The following is a 26,963-nucleotide window of genomic DNA, read 5'->3' on the forward strand; positions in this document are numbered from 1 at the left end:
CGGGTGATCTTCCAGGCCGTCGGCGACATCCGCCCCTCCCCGGGTCACGGTCGGAACACTCCCCGCGAGCGGGCAGACGGACCATGACCGACAGTGACCGCTACGGGGAGTCCAGCGAGGCCCGGGCGAGAAGCCGCAGGTCGGTCATCACCGTCAGTCTCGTCATCCTGATGCTCTTCTTCGCAGCGTGGTACGCGTTGTCCTACATGCGTGCCGCCGACACGCCCAACGCCTCCCCCACCCCGAGCTCGACGACGACCGCGTGCGACCTCGCGCCCGAGGACGTGGAGGTCAACGTCTACAACGCCACCAACCGAGCCGGGCTGGCCGCGCAGGTGGCCAAGGGCCTCCGCGAGCGTGGTTTCACCGTCAAGACCGTCGCCAACGACCCCAAGCGCGCCGAGCTGACCGGTCGGGGGGAACTGCGCTACGGGGACCCGGGCACGAGTGGCGCCGAGCTCGTCGACGGCACTGTCGGTGTCTTCGCCCGGAGGGTCGACGAGCGCACCCGAACCAGCGTGGACGTCGTCCTCGGACCGCAGTTCGACGGCCTCCTGGGCGGGGCTGCAGGACCTGACTGCTGACCCGGGCCGGTCACGAGGGACCCGGCACGAGCGACACCCTCCGGATTTCGCCGCTCCTGCGCAGGGAGTCCCTTCGTGCACGCCCTGTCATGACGAGCGGCGTGAGGACACCGGCGAGAGCACACGAGACACCTGAGCCGCGACACCGTTCAGACGGTGTCGCGGCTCAGGGCACTGGCGGTGGCGGTGGGATTTGAACCCACGGTCGGCGTCAACCGACAAACGCTTTCGAGGCGTTCTCCTTAGGCCGCTCGGACACGCCACCGCGAAGCACTGTACAAGAGAGCCACCCTCATCCCGAATCGCAGCCCGCACCGGACCTCATTGCTGCGCCATCGCGATGCGGAATCGTTCGTCGGGGTCGATGTAGTGGTCGTGGTCATCGAGTCCGAGGTCGATCTGGACCCAGTGGAGCCGTCCGGTGAAGTGACTCGTCCGGCTCGTGTAGTCGTCCCCCACCGTCGTCCCGGACTCGTACCCGATGTCGGTCGTCTCGTCGGCGGAGAAGACCATCGGCTGCGTCATCGCCACTCGTCCCGACCCCACCTTCGTACCGTCGTGGTAGAGGGTGACATCACCGCCCTTGGCGAGGCCGCCACCGTCATAGGCGAACTCCATCCGGATCTGGTGCGTGCCCGACGGGAGGGGCACCTCTGCCTCCACGGGGAAGATGTGGATCCCCAGGACGTTGTAGACGAACTTCACCCTCCCCTCCCTCGCGTAGACCGCCCATCCCCCGAAACGTCCGCCCTGGGCGATGACCACACCGTGTGCGGCCGTTCCCTCCGGCACGCTGACCTCAGCGGTCACCGAGAAGGACTTGTTCTTGATGCTCACGACGCTGTTCTCCGACAGCCGGCCCATGCCGGGAAAGAACAACTGGGAGGTGCCGTTGACCAAGGTCGGTCGACCGGCACTCTCCGGCTCGAGCCGCTCTGACGTGCGATCGTCCATCGGCAGGACGTTGTACTTCACCGCTTCGATGAGCCAGAGGCGCTGCAGCTTGGCAAGCAGGTCGGGGCGCTCGGCCGCCAGGTTTCGAGCCTGGCTGTAGTCCTCGGTGCCGTCGTACAGCTCCCAGACATCGTCGTCGAAGGCCGGCAGTTCGCCGCCAACCATCACCCACGGGGTGCGGTGCTTGGTAACCGCACTCCACCCCTTGTGGTAGATGCCGCGGTTGGCGAACATCTCGAAGTACTGCAGGTCATGGCGCTCCGCGTCGTCCGGGCCACGAAAGCTGTAGAGCATGCTCGTGCCCTCCATGGGCGACTGCTGCACGCCGTTGACCATCGTCGGCTCGGGCAGCCCCGCCGCCTCGAGGATCGTGGGCGCGATGTCAATGACGTGGGAGAACTGCGAGCGCAGACCACCGGGGTCGTCGATCCCCTCCGGCCAGTGCACGATCGTCCCGTTGCGCGTTCCGCCCCAGTGCGATGCGACCTGCTTGGTCCATTGGAAGGGCGTGTTCAGCGCCCACGCCCAACCCACCGCGTAGTGGTTGTAGGAACTCGGGGTGCCGAGCTCGTCCATCTTGGAGACCATGAACTCCGCAGTCTCCAAGTCAGCCATGCCGTTGAAATTGGCCATTTCGTTGAACGCGCCCTGCGTCGTGCCCTCGGCCGATGCCCCGTTGTCGCCCACGATGTAGTAGATGATCGTGTTGTCCAGGACCCCGAGATCCTCGATCGCCTCGACGACCCGGCCCACGTGGTGGTCGGTGTGCTCCAAGAACCCGGCGTACACCTCCATCTGCCGCTCCAGCACGGGCTTGAGCTCTTCCGGCATGTCGTCCCACGCCGGGATCTCGTCGTGCCTCGGTGTGAGCACCGCGTCCCGGGGGACCACGCCGAGGTCCTTCTGCCGGGCGATCGTCTGCTCCCGGAGGACGTCCCACCCCTGCGCGAACTGACCGGCGTACTTGTCGGCCCACTCCGGTGGAACGTGGTGCGGAGCGTGGGTCGCGCCGGGCGCGAAGTACATGAAGAACGGTCGGTCCGGCATCAACGCCTTCTGCTGACGCACCCAGGCACACGCACGGTCGGCCAGGTCCTCGGTGAGGTGGTACCCCTCGTCCTCGGTGGAGGGCGGCTCCACGGGAGTGGTACCGCTGTACAGAGCGGGGTCGTACTGGTTGTTCTCACCGCCGATGAAACCGTAGAAGGTCTCGAATCCGCCTCCGGCCGAAGGCCATCCGTCGAAGGGGCCCATCGGCGACGACTGCCATACGGGCACCTCGTGGCACTTGCCGAACTGCGCCGTGGAGTAGCCGTTGAGCTTCAACGTCATCGCCAGCGGTGCCTTCGTGTTCGGACGGACAGAACTGTTGCCAGGTGCCGAGGTCGCCGTTTCCGTGATGCTTCCCATCCCCACCGAGTGGTGGTTTCGGCCGGTGAGGAGCGCCTGCCGGGTGGGGGCGCACAGGGCCGTGGTGTGGAAGCGGTTGAAGCGGAGGCCGGCACCAGCGAGCCGGTCGGCGACCGGGGTGTGGCATGGTCCGCCGAACGCGCTGGACGCGCCGAATCCGACGTCGTCCAGCAGCACCACCAGCACATTGGGAGCACCCGCCGGTGGCAGCAACGGTTCGATGGGCGGGTAGGCGGTCTCCGGATCCTTGGCGTCATAGGTCGTGTGCCTCGTCGCGGGACGATCCGGTATCGGCAGGATCGATCGGGAGTGCTGGTCAACTGGGGAGGTCATGGCGGTCCTTTCGGCTCTTCCCGCGACGATGACACCGTGACCGCAGCCCGTCATCACCCGTCTTGCACGAGGTCGGGACAGCGCCGCGCACCGTCAGCCGATCTCAGCCGGTGGTGTGCACCGTGGATGGTGCGTCAGCGTGCACAGCGAAAGCCGATGTTCACCGTGGCCGTGTCCTCACTCTGCGACGAGCGCGCCGCCGGCCTGAAGCGATAGCAGTACTCGGGGGTGCACAGGAACGAGCCCCCCTTGATCGTCCGCAGCGGGACGGGAGACACGGCCGCGGCGGTGTGCGGCGCGCCGCCGTGACAGCACGTGCCGTCCTTCGTCGTCCTGCCCGGCTCGAAGTCGGTGCCTGCGGCGCCGCGGGGCACGGCATGACGAGCGGTGTAGACGTCACTCGTCCACTCCCACACGTTGCCGATCATGTCTGCCAGGCCGTATCCGTTGGGGGGGTACGAGCCCACCGGCGCGGTTCCACCACCGTGGTCGCCGACCCGCTCGTACGGGAAGCGGCCCAGCCAGGTGTGGGCGTGGGCCACTCCGCCCGGGTACGGCTCATTGCCCCACGCGAAGCGCTGGTCGCCACGACCGCCATGACTCGCGTACTCGAATTCGGCCTCGGAGGGCAGCCTCTTGCCGACCCACGTGGCGTAGGCGACCGCGTCCTCGAAGGCCACCTGCACGACCGGATGACGCGATCTGTCGTCCACCGTCGAGCCGGGCCCCTCGGGGGCCCGCCACGACGCCCCCGGCACCCACCGCCACCACTGGCGCCAGTCGTTGAGATCCACGGGCCCTGAGGTCGGGGTGAAGACGAGACCGCCGGGAGTGAGGTCCTCCACGGCGCCGGGGACGTCGTCGGGGTCGATCGCGCGCTCGGCGACGGTGACATACCCGGTGGCGGCAACGAACGCGGCGAAATCCGCGTTCGTCACAGCGTGGCGGTCGATGGCGAAGGCGGCCACGGTGCGCTCGTGCACCGGCCCCTCTTCGGGGTAGAACTCCTGCGAGCCCATCCGGAACGTCCCACCATCGAGTCGAACCATGTCGTCCACGAGCACGCGACACCACCCTTCGTCCCTGGGCGTGCGCCCACGTATCGACAGGAGCCCAGCGTGGCGGCACGCTGCGGACCCGTCAATGGGTGGAGACTGAACGCAACCGCGCGAAGGTCAGTGCGCTGCGCGCTGTCGAGCGAAGAAGTCGAGCAGCACCGCGGCGCACTCCTCCTCACGGACGCCGCCGACGACCTCGGCCCGATGGATCGACTGTCGATCGCGCACGATGTCCCACACCGAGCCGCAGGCGCCCATCTTCGGGTCCCACGCACCCAGGACGACCCGCGGCACCCGGGAGGCGACCACCGCGCCGGCGCACATCGGGCAGGGCTCGAGTGTGACGACGAGAGTGCACCCGGTCAGGCGCCACTCCCCCTTCGCCTCCGCTGCCGCGCGAAGGGCGACCACCTCGGCGTGGCCGGTGGGGTCCCCGTCGCGCTCGCGGGTGTTCCTCCCTTCGCCGATGATCGCTCCGTCCGCATCGACGACGAGGGCCCCGACCGGGATGTCCCCGTCGGCAACGGCCGACGTCCCGAGCTGGAGGGCACGGTCCATCCACGCCTCCTCGGCGGGTCGCTGCGGACGGGTCGGGTCGTGGCTCACCCCTACAGTCTCCCGCACGGTAGGTTCGGGCCCATGCGCGTCACCGTCCCCGACCACCCACTCATCGCCCACAAGCTGACCTACCTGCGGAAGAAGGACACCGACAGCCCGACCTTCCGCCGGCTCGCCGAGGAGCTGGTGACGCTCCTGGCGTACGAGGCGACCCGGGAGGTGCGCTGCGAGCCCTTCGACATCGAGACGCCCGTCGGTCCGACGACCGGGCTGAAGTTGTCGACACCGAAGCCGCTCGTGGTGCCGATCCTGCGTGCCGGGCTCGGGATGCTGGAGGGCATGGTCCGGTTGCTGCCGACCGCCGAGGTCGGGTTCCTCGGGATGCTGCGCAACGAGGAGACGCTCGAGGCGGTCACCTATGCCAACCGACTGCCCGACGACCTCTCGGGGCGGCAGTGCTATGTCATCGACCCGATGCTCGCCACCGGCGGCACCCTGGCGATGTCGATCCGGTACCTCGTCGAGCGGGGGGCCGACGACATCACGGCCGTCACGCTCATCGCGGCGCCCGAGGGCATCGACGCGCTCGAGCGGGATCTCGGTGAGCTGGACGTGCCGATCCGTCTGGTCACCGGCGCCGTCGACGAGAAGCTCGACGCGAACGGCTACATCGTCCCCGGACTCGGCGACGCCGGCGACCGCCTCTACGGCATCGTCTAGGTTGACTTCGAGACGTCCCGCCCCGAGGTCCGAGTCCGCGCAGTGGGCCAACCCGGCCGAGCCGGGCGCGGCGCGCCCACAGCGACTGCCTCACCTGTCCCACTGGACACATCTGCAACACTGGAACGTCCCCCTGCGCCCTCGCGGGCCCAGCCGCCCGAAGACGGAGTCGAACGACCCATGAACACGCCACCGATCAAGAAGATCGTCCTCTGGCTGGTCACGATCTTCCTCCTCTACGCGATCCTGACCTCCCCCACCGACGCCGCCGACATGGTCGGCACCGCCTGGGGGATCCTGGGCAACGGCGTGGAGAACATCGGTCGCTTCTTCGACTCACTGATCAGCAGGTAGACCCGTGTCGGCGCGCGTCGACGAGGGCGGTGTCCAGCGCTACCTGCTCCCCGGCGAGACACCGGCCGCGGAGATCCGCTACCACCCGATCGTCCTGCTCAAGCCGGCCCTGGTCGTCCTGGCGGCCACGGTCGTCGCGCTGTGGCTGGACCTGTCGGTCAGCATCGCCCACAGCGGGATGCTGAAGTACGTGTGGCTCCTGTGGATCATCGCCTGCCTCTGGGCCGCTTGGCAGTGGATCGAGTGGCGTCACACCCAGGTCGTGGCCACGGACAAGCGCATCGTCCTCTTCGAGGGGTGGATCAACCACAAGGTCTCGATGATGCCGCTGAAGAAGGTCACCGACATGGGGTACAAGCGCTCCCTGCTCGGCCGCGTCCTCGGCTACGGCACCTTCATCCTCGAGAGCGCCGGTCAGGACCAGGCGCTGTCGCAGATCTCCTTCGTCCCGAACCCGGACGACAACTACCGGGCGATCTGCGCCGTCGTCTTCGGTCTGACCGACCCGACCCGCGACGATGACGACGATCCGGCGTGGGAGACCTCGCAACAGGCGGGCGCGGGTGACGATGACGACTCCTGGCCGCAGATGAGGGGCCACGCCTCGATCTACCGCAGCCGCGACCTCGTGCAGCGGGACCGGGACGCCGACACCGGTGAGCTGCCGCCGTACGACCCGTACGGCTCCTGACCCGACTCGCGCCCGCGCACTGCGGACGAGCAGGACGCGACTGCCCCCGCAGTTGCGAGCGGGCGCCGCTGCGGGTCCGCGACTGTGGGTGGAGGCCGGGGCGTGGGGGGAGATGACGGGGTGGGGGACGAGAGAGACATGACGAGGGGCGGCGCCCACCCGATCGGGTGGGCGCCGCCCCTCGTGTGGTGTGCTCCGGTCAGAGCGACCTGAGGATGTCCCCGACGCGCTCCTTGGCATCACCGAAGAGCATCTGGGTGTTCTCCTTGAAGAACAGCGGGTTCTGCACCCCGGCGTAGCCGGTGGCCATCGACCGCTTGAAGACGATGACGTCCTTGGCGTTCCAGACCTCCAGGACCGGCATCCCGGCGATCGGGCTGCTGGGGTCCTCCGCCGCGGCCGGGTTGACGGTGTCGTTGGCGCCGATGACGAGCACGACGTCCGTCTGCGGGAAGTCGTCGTTGATCTCGTCCATCTCGAGCACGACGTCGTAGGGCACCTTCGCCTCCGCGAGGAGGACGTTCATGTGCCCCGGCAGACGACCGGCGACCGGGTGGATGCCGAACCGGACGTCGACTCCCTTCGCCCGCAGCCGCTCCGTGAGGTCGGCGACCGGGTACTGCGCCTGGGCCACGGCCATCCCGTACCCGGGTGCGATGACGACCGACGAGGCGTCGCCGAGCATCTCGGCGACCGCTTCGGCGTTGGTCTCCCGGTGCTCGCCGTAGTCCTCGTCCCCGCTGGAGGCCGGCGCGTCGGCACCGAATCCACCGGCGATGACGGAGATGAACGAGCGGTTCATCGCCTTGCACATGATGTAGGACAGGAAGGCACCCGAGGAACCCACGAGCGCACCGGTGACGATGAGCAGGTCGTTGGAGAGCATGAAGCCGGCCGCGGCCGCCGCCCAGCCCGAGTAGCTGTTGAGCATCGAGATGACGACCGGCATGTCGCCGCCTCCGATGGAGGCGACCAGGTGCCAACCGAAGAGCAACGCGATGACGGTCATGATCGCCAGCGGCACCAGCGACGGCGAGACCACGAACCACGCACCGAGCGCGACCGAGACCAGCACGGCCAGCAGGTTGAGCCAGTGGCGCATCGGGAGCACCAGCGGCGCGGACTTCATCTTCGCGCTCAGCTTGAGGTAGGCCACGATCGAGCCGGTGAAGGTCAGGGCACCGATGAAGACACCGACGAAGACCTCTCCGTTGTGGATGCCGACCATGTCGATGGCCTCGAGGGCCCGGTGCGCCTCGACCGCCTCCGGCGAGTCACCGTGCGCACCGAGGAAGGAGTTGTAGCCGACCAGCACGGCGGCCAGGCCGACGAAGGAGTGCATCATCGCGATGAGCTCCGGCATGCCGGTCATCTCGACGCGACGGGCGATCCGCACACCGATCGCCCCACCCAGGGCCATCGTGATCACCAGGACGCCGAGCCCCCACTTGCCGGAGTCGACGGCAGCACCGGGGCCGTCGTAGACGCCCTTGACGACGAGGGCGATGGTGGCCGCCAGCGCGATCACCATGCCCGCGATACCGAACCAGTTGCCGTGCTTGGCGGACTCGTGCTTGCTCAGCCCCGCGAGGCTGAGGATGAACAACAGGGCCGCGACGATGTAGGCGGCGGTGACGACTGTGGAAAGCACGACTCAGCCCTTCCGGAACATGTTGAGCATCCGCTGCGTCACGGTGAAGCCACCGAAGACGTTGATGCTGGCGAAGAAGATCGCGGCTGCGGCGACCACCTGGATGGCAAGGGTCGACGACGTCACCTGGAGCAGTGCGCCGACGACGATGATCCCGGAGATGGCGTTGGTGACCGACATCAGCGGCGTGTGCAGGGCATGGGCCACGTTGCCGATGACGTAGAAGCCGATGACGACGGCCAGCGCGAAGACGATGAAGTGCGACAGGAAGGCTGCCGGCATGAAGGCGGCCGCGATCAGGAACAGCGCGGCGGCGCCCCCGATGAGGGCGAACTTGCGGTTCGGGTTGACCGGCTTCTTCGGCTCGGGCTCCGGCGCGGGCTCCGTGGCCGCGGGCGCTGCCGGTGCGGCCGAGACCTGCACCGGCGGCGGCGGCCAGAGCGTCTCCTTCTCCCTCGTCACGGTCATGCCACGCACGACGGTGTCCTCCATGTCGAGGACGGCCTGGCCGTCCTTGCCGGGGGTGACCAGCTTCAGGAGGTTGACGACGTTGGTGCCGTACAGCTGGCTGGCCTGGGTGGGCAGCCGGCCGGCCAGGTCGGTGTAGCCGATGATGCGCACGCCGTTGTCGGTGACGACCCGCTCGTCCGCGACGGAGCCGGCGACGTTGCCACCGGTCCCGGCGGCCATGTCGATGATGACCGAGCCCGGCTTCATCGAGGCGACCATCTCCTCGGTGATCAGCCGCGGGGCGGGCTTGCCGGGGATCAGGGCCGTGGTGATGATGATGTCGACGTCCTGGGCCTGCTGCGCGTACAGCTCGGCGGCCTTGGCGTTGAAGTCCTCCGAGGCCTCCTTGGCATAGCCGTCGGCGGAGATCTCCTGCTGGACGTCGACCTCGAGGAAGTCGGCGCCCATCGACTCGACCTGCTCGGCGACCTCAGGGCGCACGTCGAACGCGCGCACGATCGCACCGAGGGAGCCGGCCGCACCGATCGCCGCGAGACCGGCCACGCCGGCACCGCAGACGAGGACCTTGGCCGGTGGGACCTTGCCCGCTGCCGTGACCTGCCCGGTGAACAGGCCACCGAACTCGTGCGCGGACTCGACGACCGCGCGGTAGCCGGCGATGTTGGCCATCGAGGAGAGCACGTCGAGGGACTGCGCACGCGAGATGCGCGGCACGGCGTCCATCGCCATCGCGGTCACGCCCTGCTCGCGCAGCGCCTCGACCTTCTCCGGGTTCAGGGCAGGTGCCAGCAGGGAGGTCAACACCGCTCCCGTACGCAGCCGGGGCACCTCGTCGTCGGTGGGGGCGTTGATCTTGGCGACGATGTCGCTGGCCCACACCTCCGCGCTCTCGCCGAGGGTCGCTCCGGCATCGACGTACCCCTGGTCGGGGTAGGCCGAAGCCTCTCCTGCGCCGGGCTCGACGATCACGTCGTAGCCCAGCTTGATCATCTGCGCGACGGTCTTGGGAGTCGCGGCAACACGGGTTTCCCCGGCCTTCGACTCCTTGGGTACGCCAATTCGCATCGTCACTCCAGTACTGGGGTGTGGTGGGTGTGGGTCGTTGCGCAACCTACGACAATGCGCGCGAGAACCCACGTCTTTGTGATGGGGATGATGATCACAGTGCCACGTGGTGAGACGACGATCCGTCTCACTGGACGGCACGGGCAGCGCCGCGTGCCGGGATGGTCAGTCGTCGGTCGACGGGCTCGCGGTGTCGTCGTGCTCTGCCGCCTCGGCGGCGGCCAAGGCCGCTTCGCGGGCCGCGTCCTCGTCGTCCCAGACGGTGTGCTCGACGTGCTCGCGCCCGCCGGCGGCGGACATCATGAGCAGCAGGACGAGCAGCCGGACCATCGTGACCTCCGAGGCGAAGGGGGCGTGCCCGGATCTCGATTCGGCACGCCTTCCCATCGTAGTGCCGACCGGGATGTCGGATGGCGATACTCTTTAGTAACCTTGAGGCCACGGCGGTTGGGCGGCCACGCCACATCGCGGGCCGGTCTTCCTCGACGTCCATCGTGACGGACCCGGCCCTCCCCTGCCCTCGGTCGACGAGCGGGATGTGAGGACCGGGCGCCCCGGTGCGGGCCATCGCGCACTCCTGGCATGCGCACACCCCTGCGGGTGTGCCACTGTGCCGGGATGACATCCCCCCTGTTCTGGAACGGCTGGACACCCTTGATCCAGGTGACGCTCATGGCGAGCGTCGGCTACCTCGCTCTGGTCCTGCTGCTGCGCACCACCGGGCCGCGCACGATGGCCAAGATGACCCCGCTGGACTTCGTCCTCGCCGTGACCCTCGGCTCGGCCTTCGGCCGCGTCCTGACGGCGGAGAAGTCGACGGTCAGCCAGCTGCTCTGGCTGCTGGTCTTCCTCATCGCCCTGCAGTGGATCCTGGCGTGGCTGCGGTCCCGGTCGACGTTCTTCCGCCGCCTGCTGGACCACCCGCCCGTGGTGCTCTACGAGGACGGTCGGATGCGCAATCGTGCACTTCGACGCCACCGGCTCATCGACGACGACGTGCACGAGGCCGTGCGCGGCTCGGGCAAGGGCTCCCTCGAGGACGTGCACACGGTGCTGCTGCTGCGCGAGGGGACGCTCGCAGTCATCGGCCGTGACGACATCGGGGACTCGTCGAGCGTGACCCCCTACGTGGCTCGCGAGGGCTGACGGGGCGCGACGCCCCCGGAGGCGCCGTCGGCCACGTGGTCGATGGCCGTGCCGGACCCGCCGAGTCAGGGTCGCACTCGGGTGAGCCGGTCGAGGACTGCCGTCAGCAGGGCCTCGCGCAGCGGCGGTGGGGCGATGTCCAGCAGGGCGTTGACCTCGGCCATGCGCTCGGGGACCTCGACGGCACCACCATCGCCGGCCAGCCCCGCCATGCCGAGGAGCCCGTCGAGGGTGGCGTCGTCGAGCCCGGCCGGGTCGAGGTCTGCGGCCGCTGCGGCGAGTTGCGGGTCGACCCGGACCGGCCCCCTTCGCTCCGCCTCGGCCGACGCCTGCGTCAGTGCCGAGACCAGCTCATCGGTCCGGGCTGCGGTGGCTGCGCACACGGAGAGGTGCAGCGTCGCCGGATGTCCGGCGAAGGACATCTGCGGCTGGACCAGCCAACCGCGCGACGCCATCTCGTCCGCGATGGTGAAGACGTCGCAGCGCTCGTCCGGCGCCAGCGCGAGCAGCGTGGCGTCGGGCGCGACGACGACGCGCAGCCCATCGATCCCGGCCACGGCGGCGGCCACCCGGAGGGTGGCGTCCCGGGCACTGTTGGCGAGCTCGCTGTACCCGTCACGCCCGATGGCGTGCACGACCGCCCAGGCGGCGGCGAGCGGCCCGCCGGACTTCGTCGACTGGAGGGTCGTGTTGAGCACCGTGTACCCGGGCCAGCCCGCGCAGGCAAAGAAGTGGTCGCGGCGGTGGGCGGGGTCCCGGTGCAGGAGCAGGGAGATGCCCTTGGGGGTGTACGCGTACTTGTGCAGGTCGACCGAGATGCTCGTGACACCCTCGGCGGCGAAGGTCCATGGCGGCAGGCCCCCGAGGAAGGGCAGCACCCAGCCGCCGATGCACGCATCGACGTGGCAGCGGATGCCGCGATCGGCAGCCACCGCCGCGATCTCCTCGACCGGGTCGATCACCCCGTGCGCGTAGGACGGGGCGGAGGCCACGAGCAGGATCGTCGAGTCGGTGACCGCCGCGGCCATGTCGGTCGGGTCGGGTCGGAAGGTGTGCGGGTCCACCGGCACGGTGACCACCTCGACGCCCAGAAGGTGCCCTGCCTTGTGCACGGCCGCGTGCACGGTCTCGGGGGCGACGACCTGCGGGCCGGTGATCTGCGGGTTGCCGTCCCGAGCGGCCAGCACGGCCAGGACGAGCGACTCGGTCCCGCCCGAGGTGGCCACGCCGACCGTGCTCTCCGGTCCGTGGAGCAGGTCACGGGCGAGGCCCACGAGGTCGGACTCCATGGCGGCGAGCGACGGGAAGGCGGTCGGGTCCAGTCCGTTCGACGCGGCGAAGGCGGTGAGCGCCTCCCGTCCGATCTCGTCGACGGCGGCGATCCCCGAGTCGTAGACATAGCTGAGGGTGCGGCCACCGTGGGTGGGCAGGTCCCCTGCGCGCAGGTCCGCGAGCGCGGCCCGCACGTCATCGGCTCCCGCCGGGCGGCTCCAGTCGAGGGGCATGGCGCCAGGACTCATGGCAGGTCCTTCCCGGCGGCGACCACGGCCGCCTCGTCGATGCGGTAATGACGCAGGATGAGCAGGGAGCAGAGGAAGAGCAGGGCCGGCAGCACGCTGAAACCGAGGATGATCGCGGTCAACGCCGAGTCGGGTTGGTCGGCGATGCCTCCCGTCGAGGAGACGTAGCCACCCCCCATGAGCACGAGCGCGTAGACCCCCGGGCCGAAGGCCAGCCCGAGGGTCTCGACGGCAGTCCACACCCCCGTGTAGACCCCGACTCGGTTCTCTCCCGTGCGGTCGGCGTCGACGGCTGCGGCATCGGGCAGCATCGCCAGCGGGAACATCTGGGCGCCCGCGTAGCCCACCCCGACGAGCGCGATCGCGCCGGCGATCGCGACGATGCCGTGGTCACGCACGACCCACACCAGCAGGGCGCCGCCGGCGAAGCACACCGTGGCGGCGACGAAACCCGGACGCTTGCCCGAACGCGCCCCCACCCGTTCCCACAGCGGGGTGACGACGATGGCAGGAGCGACGAAAGCGACGAAGAGGTAGGTGGAGGCGCCCGGGCTGCCGAGGACCCAGCGCGCGGTGTAGTCGACCCCCGCGAGCATGACGCCGGTGGCCAGGGCCTGGACGGCGTACGTCAGCATCAGCGCGCGGAAGTCCCGGGCACGGGCGACGATGCGCAACTGGTCCCGCAGGGACCCGCTGGCGGTGACGTGGACGACGGGGGCGGCCCCCTTCGTCGCCCACCACGCGCCCACGGCGCCCCCGAGGATGAGCAGGCCGACGAAGATCCCGACCGCGGGATAACCCCACCTCGGGCCCAGCGCGTCCCGCAGGGCCGGGGACAGCCCGCCGGAGACGAGGATCGCCAGGGCGAGCACGACCACCCGCCACGTCATCAGTCGGGTGCGCTCGCCGTAGTCCCTCGTCAGCTCGGAGGGCATCGCCACGTACGGCACCTGGAAGAACGCGTACGCACTCGCGCAGGCGAGGAAGAGCAGGACCACCCAGGTCGCGGCGAGCCCCTGCGGCGAGGTCGGTCCGGCGAAGAGAAGGGCGAAGAGCACCGCGAGGGCGATGCCCCCGCGCAGGAGGAAGGGGCGTCGGCGCCCGTCCGGGTGGGTGCTGCGGTCGGAGATGCGCCCGGCGACGGGGTTGAGCAGGACGTCCCAGGCCTTGGGCAGCAGGACGATCAGGCCGGCCAGTCCGGCGGCGATACCCAGACGGTCGGTCAGGTACGGCAGCAGCAGCAGGCCGGGGACGGTCGGGAAGGCTCCGGTGACCACCGACCCCAGACCGTACCCGCGCCGTACCCGCGTCGGCAGCGCTGCCGAAGATGCCTCCATGGCGCGATGCTACTCACCAGTCATCCGCATGTCGTCGACCCTGCGCGGCCCCTTCACCGGGAGTGAGAGGATCACGCACATGCGCCAGATCCGCCAGAGCCGAAAGCTGAAGAACGTGCGTTACGACGTGCGCGGCCCGATCCTCGTCGAGGCCCAGCGCCTTGAGGCGGAGGGACACAAGATCCTGAAGCTGAACATCGGCAACACCGCTCCCTTCGGCTTCGAAGCCCCCGAGGCGATCGTCGCCGACATGACCCGGCACCTGTCCGGCTCCCAGGGCTATGCCGACTCCAAGGGGATCTACTCTGCGCGGACCGCGGTGGCGCAGTACTACCAGTCGCACGGCCTGACGGGCACGACGGTCGAGGACGTCTACATCGGCAACGGCGTCTCCGAGCTGATCTCGATGGTCCTGCAGACCTTCGTCGACGACGGCAACGAGATCCTGGTGCCGGCGCCCGACTACCCGCTGTGGACCGGTGCCGTCTCGCTCTCCGGCGGCACCCCGGTGCACTATCGCTGCGACGAGGACGACGGGTGGAACCCCGACCTGGCCGACATCGAGGCCAAGATCACCGAGAACACGCACGCGCTGGTGATCATCAACCCGAACAACCCCACCGGAGCGGTCTACTCACCCGAGACCGTGCGCGGCATGGTCGACATCGCCCGCCGGCACGGTCTCGTCGTCATGGCCGACGAGATCTACGAGAAGATCGTCTTCGACGACGCGGTGCACCACCACGCCGCGGAGTACGCCGGCGACGACGTCCTCTGCCTGACCTTCTCCGGGTTGTCCAAGGCCTATCGGGTCTGCGGCTACCGCGCCGGCTGGGTGATGATCTCCGGCCCCAAGCACCTCGCCGCGGACTTCCTCGAGGGCCTGACCCTGCTGGCGAACATGCGGATGTGCTCCAACGTCCCCGCCCAGCACACGATCCAGACCGCCCTGGGCGGCTACCAGTCGATCGACGAGCTGATCGCCCCGGGCGGCCGGTACCACGACCAGATCAAGCTCGCCTCGCGGTTGCTGAACGAGATCCCCGGCGTCAGCTGCGTCGAGCCGCGCGGCGCCCTCTACTGCTTCCCCCGTCTGGACCCGCAGGTCTACCCGATCGAGGACGACGAGGCCTTCGTCATAGAACTGCTGCGCGCGAAGAAGATCCTCGTCACCCACGGCACCGGCTTCAACTGGCCGGAGCCGGACCACTTCCGGCTCGTCACCCTCCCCGACGAGGACGTGCTCACCGAGGCCATCGGCCGGATCGCGGACTTCCTCGAGACCAAACGGTCGTGAGCGAAGGGGGAGCCCGCCTCGCCGTGCTGGCCGGCGGCGGCCTCGGCAGCCTCGGTCGCTGGTGGATCGACGGCTCGCTGCCCGCGGCCGGACCCGGGTGGGGCTGGGCGACTCTCACCGTGAACGTCACCGGCGCCCTCGCCATGGGGATGCTCGTGGCCTGGCTGAGCGCGCGAGTGGCGCACCCCCTGGCGCGACCGTTCGCTGCCGTCGGCCTCCTCGGCGGGTGGACGACGTACTCGACGTTCGCGCTGGACGCGCACTCGGTCATCGGCGCAGACGGGGTCGTCCCGGCCCTCGGTTACGTCATCACCACCCTGGTCCTGGGCGTCGGTGCGAGCCTGACCGGACTGCTCGTCGGCGAGCGGTGGTTCGACGTCCGACCCGAGATGGCCGAGCACCTGATCGACGAGGAGGAGCTGTGACCTGGCTGCTCGTCGTCATCGGCGGGGCGCTGGGCGCGCTCGGCCGGCACGAGGTCACCACGCGGGCCCGACGCCGGGGCGCCACTGCCGCGGGAGCGACGATGCTCGTCAACCTGCCCGGGTCGCTCCTGCTCGGCCTCGTGGCCGGGACCGTCACCTCCGGCGGCCCCGACTGGCTGCTCGCTCTCCTCGGGGTCGGTTTCTGCGGCGGGTTCACGACCTTCGCCAGCCACGCGGTGGAGCTGGCAGCGGCGCTGCAGGAGAGGCGACTTCGACAGGCGCTGGCTGACCTGGCCATCAGCCTGGTGCTCGGGGTGGCGCTGGCGTCTCTCGGATGGTGGCTCACGGCCTGAGACGGCGGTCCGGGCCGCCTCGACATGACCACCCGGCCGATCATGGCAGGCGCGGCGGTGGCGTCCGATACGTGACCGGAGTGGCCGACATGCGCAGCGGACTCGCCGTCGTCCGCACCGCTCGCCGTGTGTCGACCACCTCTGCCACGGGCTGGAGGCCCAGCTGCTGAGCCTGATCGAAGGCGCCGGCCAGATCGTTGACCGCCCCTGCCGGCACTCCCGCTGCCAGCAAGCGCGCGACCAGTTCACCAACCGGTACACCGATCATCTCGTCCTCGAGCGCGGCCTTGAGCTCCTGCCGGTGCGTGACGCGCTGGCTGTTGGTCGCGAAGCGCTCATCCGTGGCGAGCTGGGGTCTCGACAACGCGTCCGCCAGAGACCGGAACTGACGGTCATTTCCCACCGCCAGCACGACGTCCCCATCGCCGCAGCGGAAGGTCTCGTACGGAGCGAGGCTGGGATGCGCGTTTCCCATGCGCTGGGGCACCTCGCCCGTGAGCAGGTAGGCCGACGACTGGTTGACCAGCGACGCCAGCGCGGTTCCCAGCAGCGAGACCTGCACGTGCTGCCCGTCCCCCGTCCGCTCGGCATGCCGCAGGGCAGCCAGGACACCGGAGGACGCGTGCAGTCCGGCCAGGACATCCACGACGGCGACACCTGCCTTTGTCGGTCCGGAATCCTGGGTTCCGGTCACGCTCATCATGCCGCCGACAGCCTGCACGAGCAGATCGTAGCCGGGGAGGGAGCGCGCTTGCGGGGCGTCACCGAACGCGGAGATGGAGCAGTAGACGACCGCGGGCGCGATCGCCCGGATGTCTGCGTAGCCCACTCCCAGGCGATCGGCGACCCCCGGGCGGAAGTTCTCCACCACGACATCGGCACGGCCGGCCAGCCGGAGCACTGCCTCCCGGTCCCGTTCCCGCCGCAGGTCGGCCACCAGCGTTCGCTTGTTCCGGTTCACGGCCAGGAAGTACGTTGCCTCCCCCTCGAAGTGGGGCGGCCCCCACCCACGGGTGTCATCCCCCTCGGGGCGCTCGACCTTGATGACGTCCGCGCCGAGGTCGCCGAGCATCATCGTCAGGTAGGGCCCGGCCAACACGCGGGAGAGATCGAGGACACGGACACCGTCCAGCGCACCTCCCTCGGAGGTGTGTTGCCACTCCATGCTCATCGCCCCCGGAGTTCGTACAGCACGCGCTCCTCGGCGTCGGCACCCGGGCCGACGCGGGGGACGCGGATGAGGAAAGCGAGGCCGACCAGCCACCACAGAGCGATGATCGCCCACTCATAGGGCCAGACGAGGGCCGCCGGCATCCCGGGCAGGAAGAGGACGCCCAGGGCCACGCCGAGCACGACGGCGATCACTCCCGTCACCTGCCCACCCGGAGCCCGGAAAGGTCGCTCCATCGCCGGCTCCCGGCGGCGCAGGACGACGAAGCTCAGCGCCACCACCACCCACGCGACGATGATGCTCAGGCCTCCGGCGTCGACCAGCCAGACCAAGGTCTTGCGGCCGAACAGCGGCGCCAGGACGGACAGCGCGCCGATGAAGATCAGCGCGTGCGAGGGCGTGCGGTACTTGGGGTGCAGTTCCCCGAACCACCACGGCAACATGCCCGACTGGGCCATCGCGTAGATCAGGCGGCTGGCGCCGATGAGGAAGCCGTTCCACGAGGTGAGGATGCCGGCGATCCCTCCGAGCACGAGGATCGTGCCCATCAGGTCGCTGCCCCACAGGGCGGCCATGCCGTCGGCGGCGGCCAGGTCGGACTCGGCCAGCACGGAGGCGGGCATCGACATGCCCACGGTGATCATGATCAGCACGTACCAGAAGACCGCCAGACCGATCGACACCAGCAGCAGCTGACCGATCTTGCGGAAGGGCAGGTTGATCTCCTCGGCGGACTGCGGGATCACGTCGAAGCCGACGAAGAGGAAGGGGGTGGCCACCAGGACCGAGATCAGCCCTGCGGCGCCGCCGGTGAAGATCGGACTCATGTGCTCGGCATCGCCCCCGACCGCACTGCCGAGCAGGAGGGCGACCCCGACCGCGCCCAGGAACAACACGGCCACTGTCTGGAACACCGCGGCCGGGCGGACCCCGATGTAGTTGATCAGGGTCATCACGATGGAGGCACCGACCCCCACGGCGACCCAGCTGAGGTACACCTCGTAGCCTGCGACGGTCCACAGCTTGCCGGCCAGCATGTCGGGGAAGAGGTAGAGCACCGTCTCCGGCAGGGCCACCGCCTCGAAGGCGACGACCGAGACGTAGCCCAGGACGAGCGCCCACGAGGTGACGAAGGCGGATCGGCTGCCCAGGGCGCGCATGACGTAGTTGTGCTCACCCCCGACCGCCGGCATCGCCGAGACGAGCTCCGCATAGGTCAGCCCGATGAAGGCGACGACGACGCCACCCAGGACGAAGGCGAGGGCGGCGCCGAGCGTCCCGGCGCTCTCCAGGAAGGTGCCGGTGAGCACGATCCAGCCGAAGCCGATCATCGCGCCGAAGGCCACCGCCAGGGTGTCCCGATGTCCAAGGACCCGGATCAGTTCTTTCTTGCTCTCACTTCCCATGGCACTCTCCTTTGAGTGGTCGGGTCATGCCGGTGTCACGCCGTCAGGTTCGCCAGAGCCTTGGTCAGCACGTCCAGTGCCTCCTCGAGCAGGTGCTCGGGCATGACGAGGGGCGGAAGGAACCGCAGGACGTTGCCGTAGGTGCCGCAGGTGAGTGTCAGGACTCCGTCCGCGTGGCAGGCAGCCGAGACCCGGGCCGCGATCGCAGGTGCCGGGGTGACCCCGTCCGGCTCGGTGATCTCGATCGCCACCATCGCGCCACGCCCCCGCACGTCGCCGATGGCCGGGCACTCCTGCTGCAGCTGGGTCAGGCGTCCGGTCAGGATCTCGCCCAAGCGAGCGGCCTTGGCCGGTAGGTCCTGCTCCCGCATGACGTCGATGGCGGCCAGGGCGGCCGCGCATGCGACGGGGTTGCCACCGTAGGTGCCGCCGAGGCCACCCGCGTGCACCGAGTCCATGATCTCGGCGCGGCCGGTGACCGCGGCCAGGGGCAAGCCGGCGGCGATACCCTTGGCGGTGGTGATCAGGTCGGGGACGACCCCTTCGTGCTCGCAGGCGAACCACGCCCCCGTGCGACAGAAGCCGGTCTGCACCTCGTCGGCCACGAAGACGATGCCGCGCTCACGGCACCAGTCGGCGATCGCGGGGAGGAAGCCCTCCGCGGGGGTGATGAAACCCCCTTCGCCCTGGATGGGCTCGATGACGACACAGGCGAGGTTGTCGCCGCCGACCTGGCTCTCGAGTTTGTCGATGGCGCGTTGGGCGGCCTGCTCGCCCGTCATCCCTCCCGGGTCACGGAAGGGGTAGGACATCGGCGCACGGTGGACCTCCCCGGCGAAGGGACCGAAGCCCTGCTTGTACGGAAGGTTCTTGGCGGTCATCGCCATCGTGAGGTTGGTGCGGCCGTGGTAGGCGTGGTCGAAGACCGCAACGGCATCACGCCCGGTGTGCGTGCGAGCGATCTTGACGGCGTTCTCCACCGCCTCGGAGCCGGTGCTGAAGAGGGCGCTGCGCTTCTCGTGGCTGCCGGGTGTCAGCTCGGCCAGCCGCTCGCACACCTCGACGTAGCCCTCGTAGGGAGCGACCATGAAGCAGGTATGGGTGAATCGCTGCGCCTGGTCGGCCACCCGACCGGCGACCTGCGGGTCGGAGCCTCCCACGTTGGTGACGGCGATTCCCGCCGCAAGGTCGATCAGGCAGTTGCCGTCGACGTCCTGGAGGATCCCGCCGTCCACCCGCGCGACGAAGACCGGCACGACCGTACCGACACCGGCGGACACGGCCGTGGACCGCCGATCCATGAGTGAGGTGGAGATGGGGCCGGGGATCTCGGTGACGAGCCGGCGCTGCTGCTCGAGTTGTGGCATGTGGGGAACGCTAGGGCTGGTCGCGTGACTTGGTCCGCAGCCACTGTGGACAAATTGCCGCTGCTGGACTGTACGTTGTGTCGATGGCCCCGACCCTGCGCCAACTCATCAGCGAGCCCGGACTGGGCATCACCCTCCTCACCGGCGAGGAGGGCCTCGACCACGAAGTGCGCTGGGTGGCGACCAACGAGCACCCCGACCCCACCCCCTTCCTCAAGGTCGGCGATCTCCTGCTGACCACCGGCATCAACCTGCCCTCGGCGACGCAGCACGTGCGCGCGTACACAGAGCGGCTCGTCGCCGGCGGTGCCGTGGCGCTCGGACTCGGAGTGGGCCTCGACCACCGGCGGACACCGCGACGGCTCATCAGCGCAGCAGAGCGGTCCGGCCTACCCCTGCTCGAGATCGATGAGCCGACTCCCTTCATCGCAGTGAGCAAGGCTCTCTCGGACCTCATCGCCGGCGAGGAGCACTCCGAGGCCCTTCGGACGGCCCAGGCCCAGCGGGACCTCACCCGGGCCGCCGTGCGGGACGGCACTGCCGGGGTCACCCGCACCACCGCGCGCCTGCTCGACGGGTGGGCCCTCGTCCTCGGCCGAACCACCGCCGTCCACCACGCCGAACCGGCGCAGGCGAAGGACCGTCTGGGTGACGTGACCGAGCAGCTCGAACGCGTCTCTTCGGGACGGGTCGCTGCCGCTTCGGTGATCATCGGCGACGAGCACGTCCTGGTGCACACGCTCACCGCCTTCGGCCGGACCCGCGGCTTCCTCGTCTGCGGCACCCGTCGCCGCCCTCGGGGCGCCGATCGGGCCGCACTCAGTCTCGCGACGGCCCTGCTGGCGATCGGGGACGACCAACAGGTCCTTGGCTCGCGCCGACGCGACGCCGCCGTGGTGCGGCTGGTGCAGGAGGGAGTCGTGGACGATCCCCGCACGCTGGTGGATCTCGGCGCGGCCGTGCTCGCCGGGACGTCGGTGGCGGGGCTGGCCACGACCGGCCCCGCCGACGAGCTTCGCGACCTCGTCGACGAACTCGACGACCTCCCGGCCGAGGACGTCCTCGCCGTGCACGAGGGTCACCGGGTCGTGGCCGTGGTGGACGCTGGTCACCTGTCCCATGTCCTGCACCGGACACGGTCTCGGGCGCGGTTGCGCACCGGGGTCAGCGACCCCGTCCCTCCGTCGGAGGTCGCCGCCGCCCTCCGACGGGCGGAGCACGCCGTGGACCTCGCAGTACGTCGCGACGTCAGCGTGCTCAGCAGCGCGGAGGTCATGTCCGGCTCGCTCGGCCTCGTCGCGCCCGCGGACGCTGCGGCGTTCGCCGACTCGTTGCTACGACCCCTGCGGGAGCACGGGGGGCGCGCGAACGTCGACCTCGTCGCGAGCCTCGAGGTCTGGCTGCGACACCACGGTCACTTCGAGCCCGCTGCCGCAGAACTCGGAGTGCACCGCCACACACTGCGTCACCGCATCCGTCGGGCGGAACAGCTGCTCGGTCGGTCGCTGGGGACGATGGACGCGCGGATGGATCTCTGGTTCGCCCTGCGGGCCTGCCAGTTCGGACAATCCTGATCGGCGGGGTGGACATTGTGTCCACCTCGCGTGACCGACCGGCCACATAGCGTTCCGCTCATGAGCGACGTCACCCCCTTCTGGATCGCCGGAACCCCGGCGCACGGCCAACAACCCCTCGAGGTCACGCACCCGCTCGACGGAACGTCCGTCGGTCGGACCACCTACGCCGAGCCCGAGCAGGTGGAGGCGGCCGTGGACGCCGCCCACTCGGCCCGGCACCAGACCGCTGCACTCCCGGTGCACGTGCGCTCCGGGGCGCTCGACCAGGTCGCTCGCCGGATCATCGCGAGGTCCGAGGAACTGGCCCGCCTGATCACGGCCGAGAACGGCAAGCCGATCCGGTGGGCCCGCGCCGAGGTCTCCCGGGCCGCGGCCGTCTTCCGCCTGGCCGGGGAGAACGCCCGCACCTGGTCGGGGGAGGTGCAGCGCTTGGACACCGAGTCAGCTGCCGAAGGTCGCCTGGCCTACACCGTCCGCGTGCCCCGCGGTCCGGTCCTGGCGATCACCCCGTTCAACTTCCCGCTCAACCTCGTGGCGCACAAGGTCGCCCCGGCCATCGCGGTCGGTGCGCCGGTCGTGATCAAGCCGGCACCCAAGACCCCGCTGTCGGCCCTGCTCCTCGGTGAGCTGTTGGCGCAGACGTCGCTCCCGCCCGGAGCGGTCAGCGTGATCAACGTCCCCGACGACACAGCGCCCGACCTCGTCGCCGACCCACGGCTTCCAGTTGTCTCTTTCACCGGCTCCGGGCCCGTAGGGGCGAGCATCCGGGCGGCGGTTCCACAAAAGCACGTGACTCTGGAGCTCGGCGGCAACGCAGCGGTGGTGGTGTGTGCGGACTGGTCGGACATCTCCTGTGCTGCGGATCGGATCGCGACCTTCGCCAACTACCAGGGGGGCCAGTCCTGCGTGGGTGTCCAACGCGTGTACGTCGAGCGTTCCCGCCTGCACGAACTGCGTTCGGCCATCGTCGCGGCCGTGGAGTCACTTGGCGTGGGCGACCCCGCGGACGAAGCGACCCACGTCGGTCCGTTGATCACCGTAGAGGCAGCACAGCGCGTGGAGTCCTGGGTGCAGGAGGCCGTGGACGCCGGCGCCCGCGTGCTCACGGGCGGGCGCCGTGACGGGAGCACCTACGCACCCACCGTCCTGGAGGACGTGCCGGTGGACGCCAAGGTCTCTTGCGAGGAGGTCTTCGGTCCGGTCCTGCTCATCCATCCGGTGGACTCGGTGGACGAGGCACTCGCCCTGGTCAACGACTCCCGCTACGGACTGCAGGCGGGCGTCTTCACTCATGACCTGCGCACCGCCTTCCGGGCGCACCGAGAACTCGAGGTGGGTGGTGTCGTGATCGGGGACGTGCCCTCCTACCGTGCGGACCAGATGCCCTACGGCGGCACGAAGGACTCCGGCGAGGGGCGCGAGGGAGTCCGGTACGCGATGAGCGACTTCACCTACGACCGCGTCATGGTGCTCACCGGACTGCCCCTGTGAGCGCCTGAGGCATCGTGCAGCCGCGAATATCCTTGGACGTCCTAGTATGTCCCCATGACCGACGCCGACCCCATCGCCGCCGCGCACGAGCAGTGGCTGGCGCACGGCTGGGCGGACGCCGCTGACGGCATGGCCCTGGTCACCTCCATCACGCGGGCGCAGCAACTGCTGGTCGAGCGCGTCGAGGATGTCCTGCGCCCCCACGGGTTGACCTTCGCCCGTTACGAGATCCTGCGACTGCTCGCCTTCAGCCGCCGCCGATCGATGCCGATGAGCCGACTCGGCTCGCTGCTGCAGGTGCACGCGACGAGCGTGACCAGCGCCGTCGCCCGCCTGGAGAAGCAGGGCCTCGTCGAGCGTCTGCGGCCCGAGCGTGACCGACGGGTGGTCCTCGCCTCCCTCACGACGAAGGGGGTCGAGGTCGTCAAGGCGGCCACGGCCGACCTGAACGCGCACGTCTTCACCTCCCCCGGCCTCGACCCGGACCAGGTGAGGGCCGCCACCGAGCTGCTCACCTCCCTTCGCCACGCCCACGGGGACACGGTGACGGACCCCGCGAGCGGGGGTTGGACTGTGGCGCAGGCCAACGGGGATGCAGCCCGCCTCAGGGAGTGAGGAACGAACGACCAAGGGCTGCGCGGCCGTTGGTCTGAGCCATCCCACGGACTCGCGCCGCGATACTTGGATGTCCTAGTATTGACCGGGTACCGACTACTCGATGACGAGGTTCACCATGTCTGCGCCTGCCAAGACCGCCAAGCCCGAGCTGCACTCCCCGACCAACCCGGTCCGCTTCGTGACCGCGTCCTCGCTCTTCGACGGCCACGACGCCTCGATCAACATCATGCGGCGGATCATGCAGAGTCAGGGCGCCGAGGTGATCCACCTCGGGCACAACCGCTCCGTCCAGGAGGTCGTCGATGCGGCGATCGACGAGGACGTGCAGGGGGTCGCCGTCTCGTCCTACCAGGGTGGGCACGTGGAGTACTTCGAGTACCTCACCCAGTTGCTGCGCGAGCAGGGCGCCGGGCACGTGCAGGTCTTCGGCGGGGGCGGCGGTGTCATCGTGCCGGAGGAGATCGATCGGCTCCGCAAGGCCGGCGTGACGATCTTCTCGCCCGAGGACGGTCAGCGTCTCGGCCTGCCGGGCATGATCAACACCCTCATCGCCGACTGTGACACCAACGTGTGGCAGGTCGGCCCGACGACACTCGACCAGGTGCTCGCCGGTGAGCGTGCTGCTGTCTCACGCGCGATCTCCGGCGCCGAGCTGGGTGAGCTGGACAGTGCCTTCCGCGACGGGATCGCCAGGGCCGCGGAGAAGTCCAGCGCCCCGGTGCTCGGCCTCACCGGCACCGGCGGCTCCGGCAAGTCCTCGCTCACCGACGAGCTCGTCCGTCGCTTCCGCGTGGACCAGCAGGACAAGCTGCGCGTCGCCGTCATCGCCGTGGACCCCACCCGGCGCAAGGGCGGTGGCGCACTGCTCGGCGACCGCATCCGGATGAATTCCCTCGGCGAGAGCTCCGCGGGCTCATCCCCCGTGTTCTTCCGGTCGCTCGCCACCCGCGGCGAGCGCGAGATCCCCGACGCGCTGCAGACCGTCATCGACATCACCAAGGCCGCCGGCTACGACCTCGTCATCGTCGAGACCCCGGGCATCGGCCAAGGTGATGCCGCGATCATCCCCTACGTCGACGTGCCGGTGTACGTCATGACACCGGAGTTCGGCGCGGCCAGCCAGCTGGAGAAGATCGACATGCTCGACTTCGCGGAGGTCGTCGCGATCAACAAGTTCGAGCGTCGCGGCGCCGCCGACGCACTGCGTGACGTCGCCCGTCAGCTGGTGCGCAACCGGGAGGCCTTCGGCACCAAGCCCGAGGACATGCCGGTCTTCGGCACCTCTGCGGCGACCTTCAACGATGACGGCGTCACGGGCCTCTACCAGCACCTGCGCGACCTGCTCGGCGAGCACGGCCTGGCGGTCGACCAGGGTCAGCTCGAGCGCGTCGACACGAAGTACTCCACCCGCTTCGGGCAGGTCGTCCCCGCCACCCGGGTGCGCTACCTCGCGGAGATCACCGAGACCGTCCGCGGATACCACGAGCAGACCCAGCAGCTCGCCGACAACGCCCGCCGCGTGCAGCGACTGGCCCTCGTCGACGACGAGCTGACCGCTGCCGGCAAGGACGGGCACGGCGTCGACGAGCTGCTCGACGCGGCCCGGGCGACGATGCCCACCGAGATCAGTGACCAGATCGAGGAGTGGCCCTCCGTCGTCGAGTCCTACGCGGGCGACGAGCAGGTCGTGACGATCCGCGGCAAGGAGCTGCACACCAAGCTGACCAAGGAGTCGCTCTCCGGCAACAAGATCTCCCGGGTCGCCCTGCCGAAGACCACCGACCATGGCGAGCTCGTCACCTACTGGCGTTCGGAGAACCTGCCCGGCCGCTTCCCCTTCACCGCCGGCGTCTTCCCGTTCAAGCGGGACAACGAGGACCCGGCGCGCATGTTCGCCGGCGAGGGTGACCCCTTCCGCACCAACCGCCGCTTCAAGATGCTCTCCCAGGGGCAGCCGGCGACCCGCCTGTCCACCGCCTTCGACTCGGTCACCCTCTACGGGCGCGACCCGGGCGAGCGGCCCGACATCTACGGCAAGGTCGGCACCTCCGGCGTCTCCGTCGCCACCCTCGACGACATGAAGGCGCTGTACTCCGGATTCGACCTCGTCTCGCCGACGACGAGCGTGTCGATGACGATCAACGGGCCGGCTCCGACGGTGCTCGCCTTCTTCCTCAACACGGCGATGGACCAGCAGGTCGACCTCTTCCGCGAGCGCGAGGGCCGCGAGCCGTCGGCTGCGGAGGCCGAGGAGCTGCGTACCCATGCGCTGCAGACCGTCCGCGGGACCGTCCAGGCGGACATCCTCAAGGAGGACCAGGGACAGAACACCTGCCTGTTCTCCACCGAGTTCTCGCTGCGGATGATGGCCGACATCCAGGAGTGGTTCATCGAGCAGGGAGTGCGCAACTTCTACTCGGTGAGCATCTCCGGATACCACATCGCCGAGGCCGGGGCGAACCCGATCAGCCAGCTCGCGTTCACCCTCGCCAACGGCTTCACCTACGTCGAGGCCTACCTCGCGCGCGGCATGGACATCAACGACTTCGCGCCGAACCTGTCCTTCTTCTTCTCCTCCGGCATGGACCCGGAGTACTCGGTCCTCGGCCGGGTCGCCCGTCGCATCTGGGCGGTGGCGATGAAGGAGAAGTACGGCGCGAACGAGCGCAGCCAGAAGCTGAAGTACCACATCCAGACCTCGGGCCGGTCGCTGCACGCCCAGGAGATGGACTTCAACGACATCCGCACGACGCTCCAGGCCCTCAACGCGTTGTACGACAACGCCAACAGCCTGCACACCAATGCCTACGACGAGGCCGTCACGACCCCGTCGACGGAGTCGGTGCGCCGGGCCCTGGCCATCCAGCTGATCATCAGCCGCGAGTGGGGCCTGTCCTACAACGAGAACCCGCTGCAGGGCAGCTACATCATCGACGAGCTGACCGAGCTGGTCGAGGAGGCCGTGCTGCTGGAGTTCGACCGGATCAACGACCGGGGCGGCGTCCTCGGCGCGATGGAGACGGGTTACCAGCGCGGCCGCATCCAGGACGAGTCCCTCGTCTACGAGCACGGCAAGCACGACGGGTCGGTCCCGATCGTCGGCGTCAACACCTTCCTCCGTGAGGACGGGGAGAAGGGGGAGCCCGACGAGATCGAGCTGGCCCGCGCCACGGAGTCCGAGAAGGTCTCGCAGCTGGAGCGAGTGGCCTCCTTCCAGGAGACCCACCGCGATGATGCGGCCGCGGCGATCGAACGCCTGAAGGAGGCGGCCACGAGTGATGCCAACGTGTTCGCCGTCCTCATGGACGCGGCGCGGGTGTGCTCCCTCCAGCAGGTGACCGAGGCCTTCTTCGAGGTGGGTGGCCAGTACCGCCGCAACGTGTGAGCCGGCTGGCACCCGCCTCGG

The 26,963-nt window shown here is 69.5% G+C and carries 23 protein-coding genes and 1 tRNA gene; 12 read left to right on the forward strand and 12 right to left on the reverse strand.

Annotation, left to right across the window (positions count from 1 at the left end; all coding sequences use genetic code 11):
• The first annotated feature begins 83 nt into the window (after positions 1–83).
• On the forward strand, positions 84–584 hold the full coding sequence (locus tag V1351_RS13340) for a LytR C-terminal domain-containing protein (protein ID WP_338748688.1): 501 nt from the start codon (positions 84–86) through the stop codon (positions 582–584).
• A 175-nt stretch (positions 585–759) separates the two neighbouring features.
• On the opposite strand, the gene V1351_RS13345 is transcribed toward V1351_RS13340, so the two are convergent.
• The 4 genes from V1351_RS13345 to V1351_RS13360 all read right to left on the reverse strand — a co-directional run bounded on the left by V1351_RS13345 (position 760) and on the right by V1351_RS13360 (position 4,897).
• Positions 760–849 (reverse strand) — tRNA-Ser (locus tag V1351_RS13345).
• 56 nt (positions 850–905) lie between these two features.
• Positions 906–3,281, reverse strand: coding sequence for an arylsulfatase (locus tag V1351_RS13350; RefSeq protein ID WP_338748689.1), 2,376 nt, complete (start codon positions 3,279–3,281; stop codon positions 906–908).
• Positions 3,282–3,415: 134 nt separating this feature from the next.
• Positions 3,416–4,330: a formylglycine-generating enzyme family protein gene (locus V1351_RS13355; protein ID WP_338752543.1), complete on the reverse strand. Its 915-nt coding sequence runs from the start codon at positions 4,328–4,330 to the stop codon at positions 3,416–3,418.
• A 126-nt stretch (positions 4,331–4,456) separates the two neighbouring features.
• Positions 4,457–4,897, reverse strand: coding sequence for a nucleoside deaminase (locus V1351_RS13360; protein ID WP_338752545.1), 441 nt, complete (start codon positions 4,895–4,897; stop codon positions 4,457–4,459).
• A gap of 81 nt (positions 4,898–4,978) precedes the next feature.
• Here V1351_RS13360 and upp point away from each other — a divergent pair, with 81 nt between their 5' ends.
• The 3 genes from upp to V1351_RS13375 all read left to right on the forward strand — a co-directional run bounded on the left by upp (position 4,979) and on the right by V1351_RS13375 (position 6,662).
• A complete protein-coding gene (upp, locus tag V1351_RS13365; RefSeq protein ID WP_338748690.1) occupies positions 4,979–5,617 on the forward strand; it encodes a uracil phosphoribosyltransferase in 639 nt (212 codons plus the stop codon).
• 180 nt (positions 5,618–5,797) lie between these two features.
• A complete protein-coding gene (locus V1351_RS13370) occupies positions 5,798–5,971 on the forward strand; it encodes a hypothetical protein (RefSeq protein WP_338748691.1) in 174 nt (57 codons plus the stop codon).
• Positions 5,972–5,975: 4 nt separating this feature from the next.
• Positions 5,976–6,662, forward strand: a complete 687-nt coding sequence (locus tag V1351_RS13375) for a PH domain-containing protein (protein WP_338748692.1) — start codon at positions 5,976–5,978, stop codon at positions 6,660–6,662.
• A 199-nt stretch (positions 6,663–6,861) separates the two neighbouring features.
• Here the strand turns inward: V1351_RS13375 and pntB are convergent, their stop codons facing one another.
• The 3 genes from pntB to V1351_RS13390 form a co-directional block, all read right to left on the reverse strand.
• Complete coding sequence (gene pntB / locus V1351_RS13380) at positions 6,862–8,313, reverse strand: Re/Si-specific NAD(P)(+) transhydrogenase subunit beta (protein ID WP_338748693.1); 1,452 nt, start codon at positions 8,311–8,313, stop codon at positions 6,862–6,864.
• 3 nt (positions 8,314–8,316) lie between these two features.
• Entirely contained in the window at positions 8,317–9,849 is a 1,533-nt protein-coding gene (locus V1351_RS13385; RefSeq protein ID WP_338748694.1) for a Re/Si-specific NAD(P)(+) transhydrogenase subunit alpha, read from the reverse strand.
• A 165-nt stretch (positions 9,850–10,014) separates the two neighbouring features.
• The gene (locus V1351_RS13390) at positions 10,015–10,236 is read right to left on the reverse strand and encodes a hypothetical protein (RefSeq protein ID WP_338748695.1); all 222 of its coding nucleotides are present in this window, start codon (positions 10,234–10,236) and stop codon (positions 10,015–10,017) included.
• 231 nt (positions 10,237–10,467) lie between these two features.
• Between V1351_RS13390 and V1351_RS13395 the strand changes: the two genes are divergently transcribed.
• Positions 10,468–10,995: a DUF421 domain-containing protein gene (locus tag V1351_RS13395; protein WP_338748696.1), complete on the forward strand. Its 528-nt coding sequence runs from the start codon at positions 10,468–10,470 to the stop codon at positions 10,993–10,995.
• Positions 10,996–11,060: 65 nt separating this feature from the next.
• On the opposite strand, the gene V1351_RS13400 is transcribed toward V1351_RS13395, so the two are convergent.
• Both V1351_RS13400 and V1351_RS13405 read right to left on the reverse strand, forming a co-directional pair.
• Positions 11,061–12,515, reverse strand: coding sequence for a pyridoxal phosphate-dependent decarboxylase family protein (locus V1351_RS13400; protein ID WP_338748697.1), 1,455 nt, complete (start codon positions 12,513–12,515; stop codon positions 11,061–11,063).
• Positions 12,512–13,852, reverse strand: coding sequence for an MFS transporter (locus tag V1351_RS13405; RefSeq protein WP_338748698.1), 1,341 nt, complete (start codon positions 13,850–13,852; stop codon positions 12,512–12,514). The genes V1351_RS13400 and V1351_RS13405 overlap by 4 nt, the downstream gene beginning before the upstream one ends.
• 79 nt (positions 13,853–13,931) lie before the next feature.
• On the opposite strand from V1351_RS13405, the gene V1351_RS13410 reads away from it, so the two are divergent.
• The 3 genes from V1351_RS13410 to V1351_RS13420 are packed head-to-tail and all read left to right on the forward strand — an operon-like array spanning position 13,932 to position 15,927.
• Positions 13,932–15,149 (forward strand): pyridoxal phosphate-dependent aminotransferase, encoded by a 1,218-nt coding sequence (locus tag V1351_RS13410; RefSeq protein WP_338752547.1) that lies wholly within the window; start codon positions 13,932–13,934, stop codon positions 15,147–15,149.
• Positions 15,146–15,574, forward strand: a complete 429-nt coding sequence (locus V1351_RS13415; RefSeq protein WP_338748699.1) for a fluoride efflux transporter FluC — start codon at positions 15,146–15,148, stop codon at positions 15,572–15,574. The genes V1351_RS13410 and V1351_RS13415 overlap by 4 nt, the downstream gene beginning before the upstream one ends.
• Positions 15,571–15,927 carry a fluoride efflux transporter FluC gene (locus V1351_RS13420; protein ID WP_338748700.1) on the forward strand — a complete coding sequence of 119 codons (357 nt, stop codon included), beginning with the start codon at positions 15,571–15,573 and terminating at the stop codon, positions 15,925–15,927. Before V1351_RS13415 ends, V1351_RS13420 begins: the two co-directional genes overlap by 4 nt.
• A 40-nt stretch (positions 15,928–15,967) precedes the next feature.
• On the opposite strand, the gene V1351_RS13425 is transcribed toward V1351_RS13420, so the two are convergent.
• The 3 genes from V1351_RS13425 to gabT are packed head-to-tail and all read right to left on the reverse strand — an operon-like array spanning position 15,968 to position 19,871.
• Positions 15,968–17,092 carry a CaiB/BaiF CoA transferase family protein gene (locus tag V1351_RS13425; protein ID WP_338748701.1) on the reverse strand — a complete coding sequence of 375 codons (1,125 nt, stop codon included), beginning with the start codon at positions 17,090–17,092 and terminating at the stop codon, positions 15,968–15,970.
• Between the two features lie 2 nt (positions 17,093–17,094).
• Positions 17,095–18,504, reverse strand: coding sequence for an APC family permease (locus V1351_RS13430; protein ID WP_338748702.1), 1,410 nt, complete (start codon positions 18,502–18,504; stop codon positions 17,095–17,097).
• 35 nt (positions 18,505–18,539) lie between these two features.
• The gene (gabT, locus tag V1351_RS13435; RefSeq protein WP_338748703.1) at positions 18,540–19,871 is read right to left on the reverse strand and encodes a 4-aminobutyrate--2-oxoglutarate transaminase; all 1,332 of its coding nucleotides are present in this window, start codon (positions 19,869–19,871) and stop codon (positions 18,540–18,542) included.
• An 83-nt stretch (positions 19,872–19,954) separates the two neighbouring features.
• On the opposite strand from gabT, the gene V1351_RS13440 reads away from it, so the two are divergent.
• The 4 genes from V1351_RS13440 (at position 19,955) to icmF (ending at position 26,942) form a co-directional block, all read left to right on the forward strand.
• Positions 19,955–21,445, forward strand: a complete 1,491-nt coding sequence (locus V1351_RS13440; RefSeq protein ID WP_338748704.1) for a PucR family transcriptional regulator — start codon at positions 19,955–19,957, stop codon at positions 21,443–21,445.
• A 60-nt stretch (positions 21,446–21,505) separates the two neighbouring features.
• Positions 21,506–22,939, forward strand: coding sequence for an aldehyde dehydrogenase family protein (locus V1351_RS13445; RefSeq protein ID WP_338748705.1), 1,434 nt, complete (start codon positions 21,506–21,508; stop codon positions 22,937–22,939).
• 54 nt (positions 22,940–22,993) lie between these two features.
• Positions 22,994–23,554 (forward strand): MarR family winged helix-turn-helix transcriptional regulator, encoded by a 561-nt coding sequence (locus tag V1351_RS13450; RefSeq protein ID WP_338748706.1) that lies wholly within the window; start codon positions 22,994–22,996, stop codon positions 23,552–23,554.
• A 118-nt stretch (positions 23,555–23,672) separates the two neighbouring features.
• Positions 23,673–26,942 carry a fused isobutyryl-CoA mutase/GTPase IcmF gene (gene icmF / locus V1351_RS13455; RefSeq protein WP_338748707.1) on the forward strand — a complete coding sequence of 1,090 codons (3,270 nt, stop codon included), beginning with the start codon at positions 23,673–23,675 and terminating at the stop codon, positions 26,940–26,942.
• Positions 26,943–26,963: the final 21 nt, after the last annotated feature.

This window comes from Janibacter sp. A1S7 (assembly GCF_037198315.1).
Taxonomy (GTDB): Bacteria; Actinomycetota; Actinomycetes; order Actinomycetales; family Dermatophilaceae; genus Janibacter; species Janibacter alittae.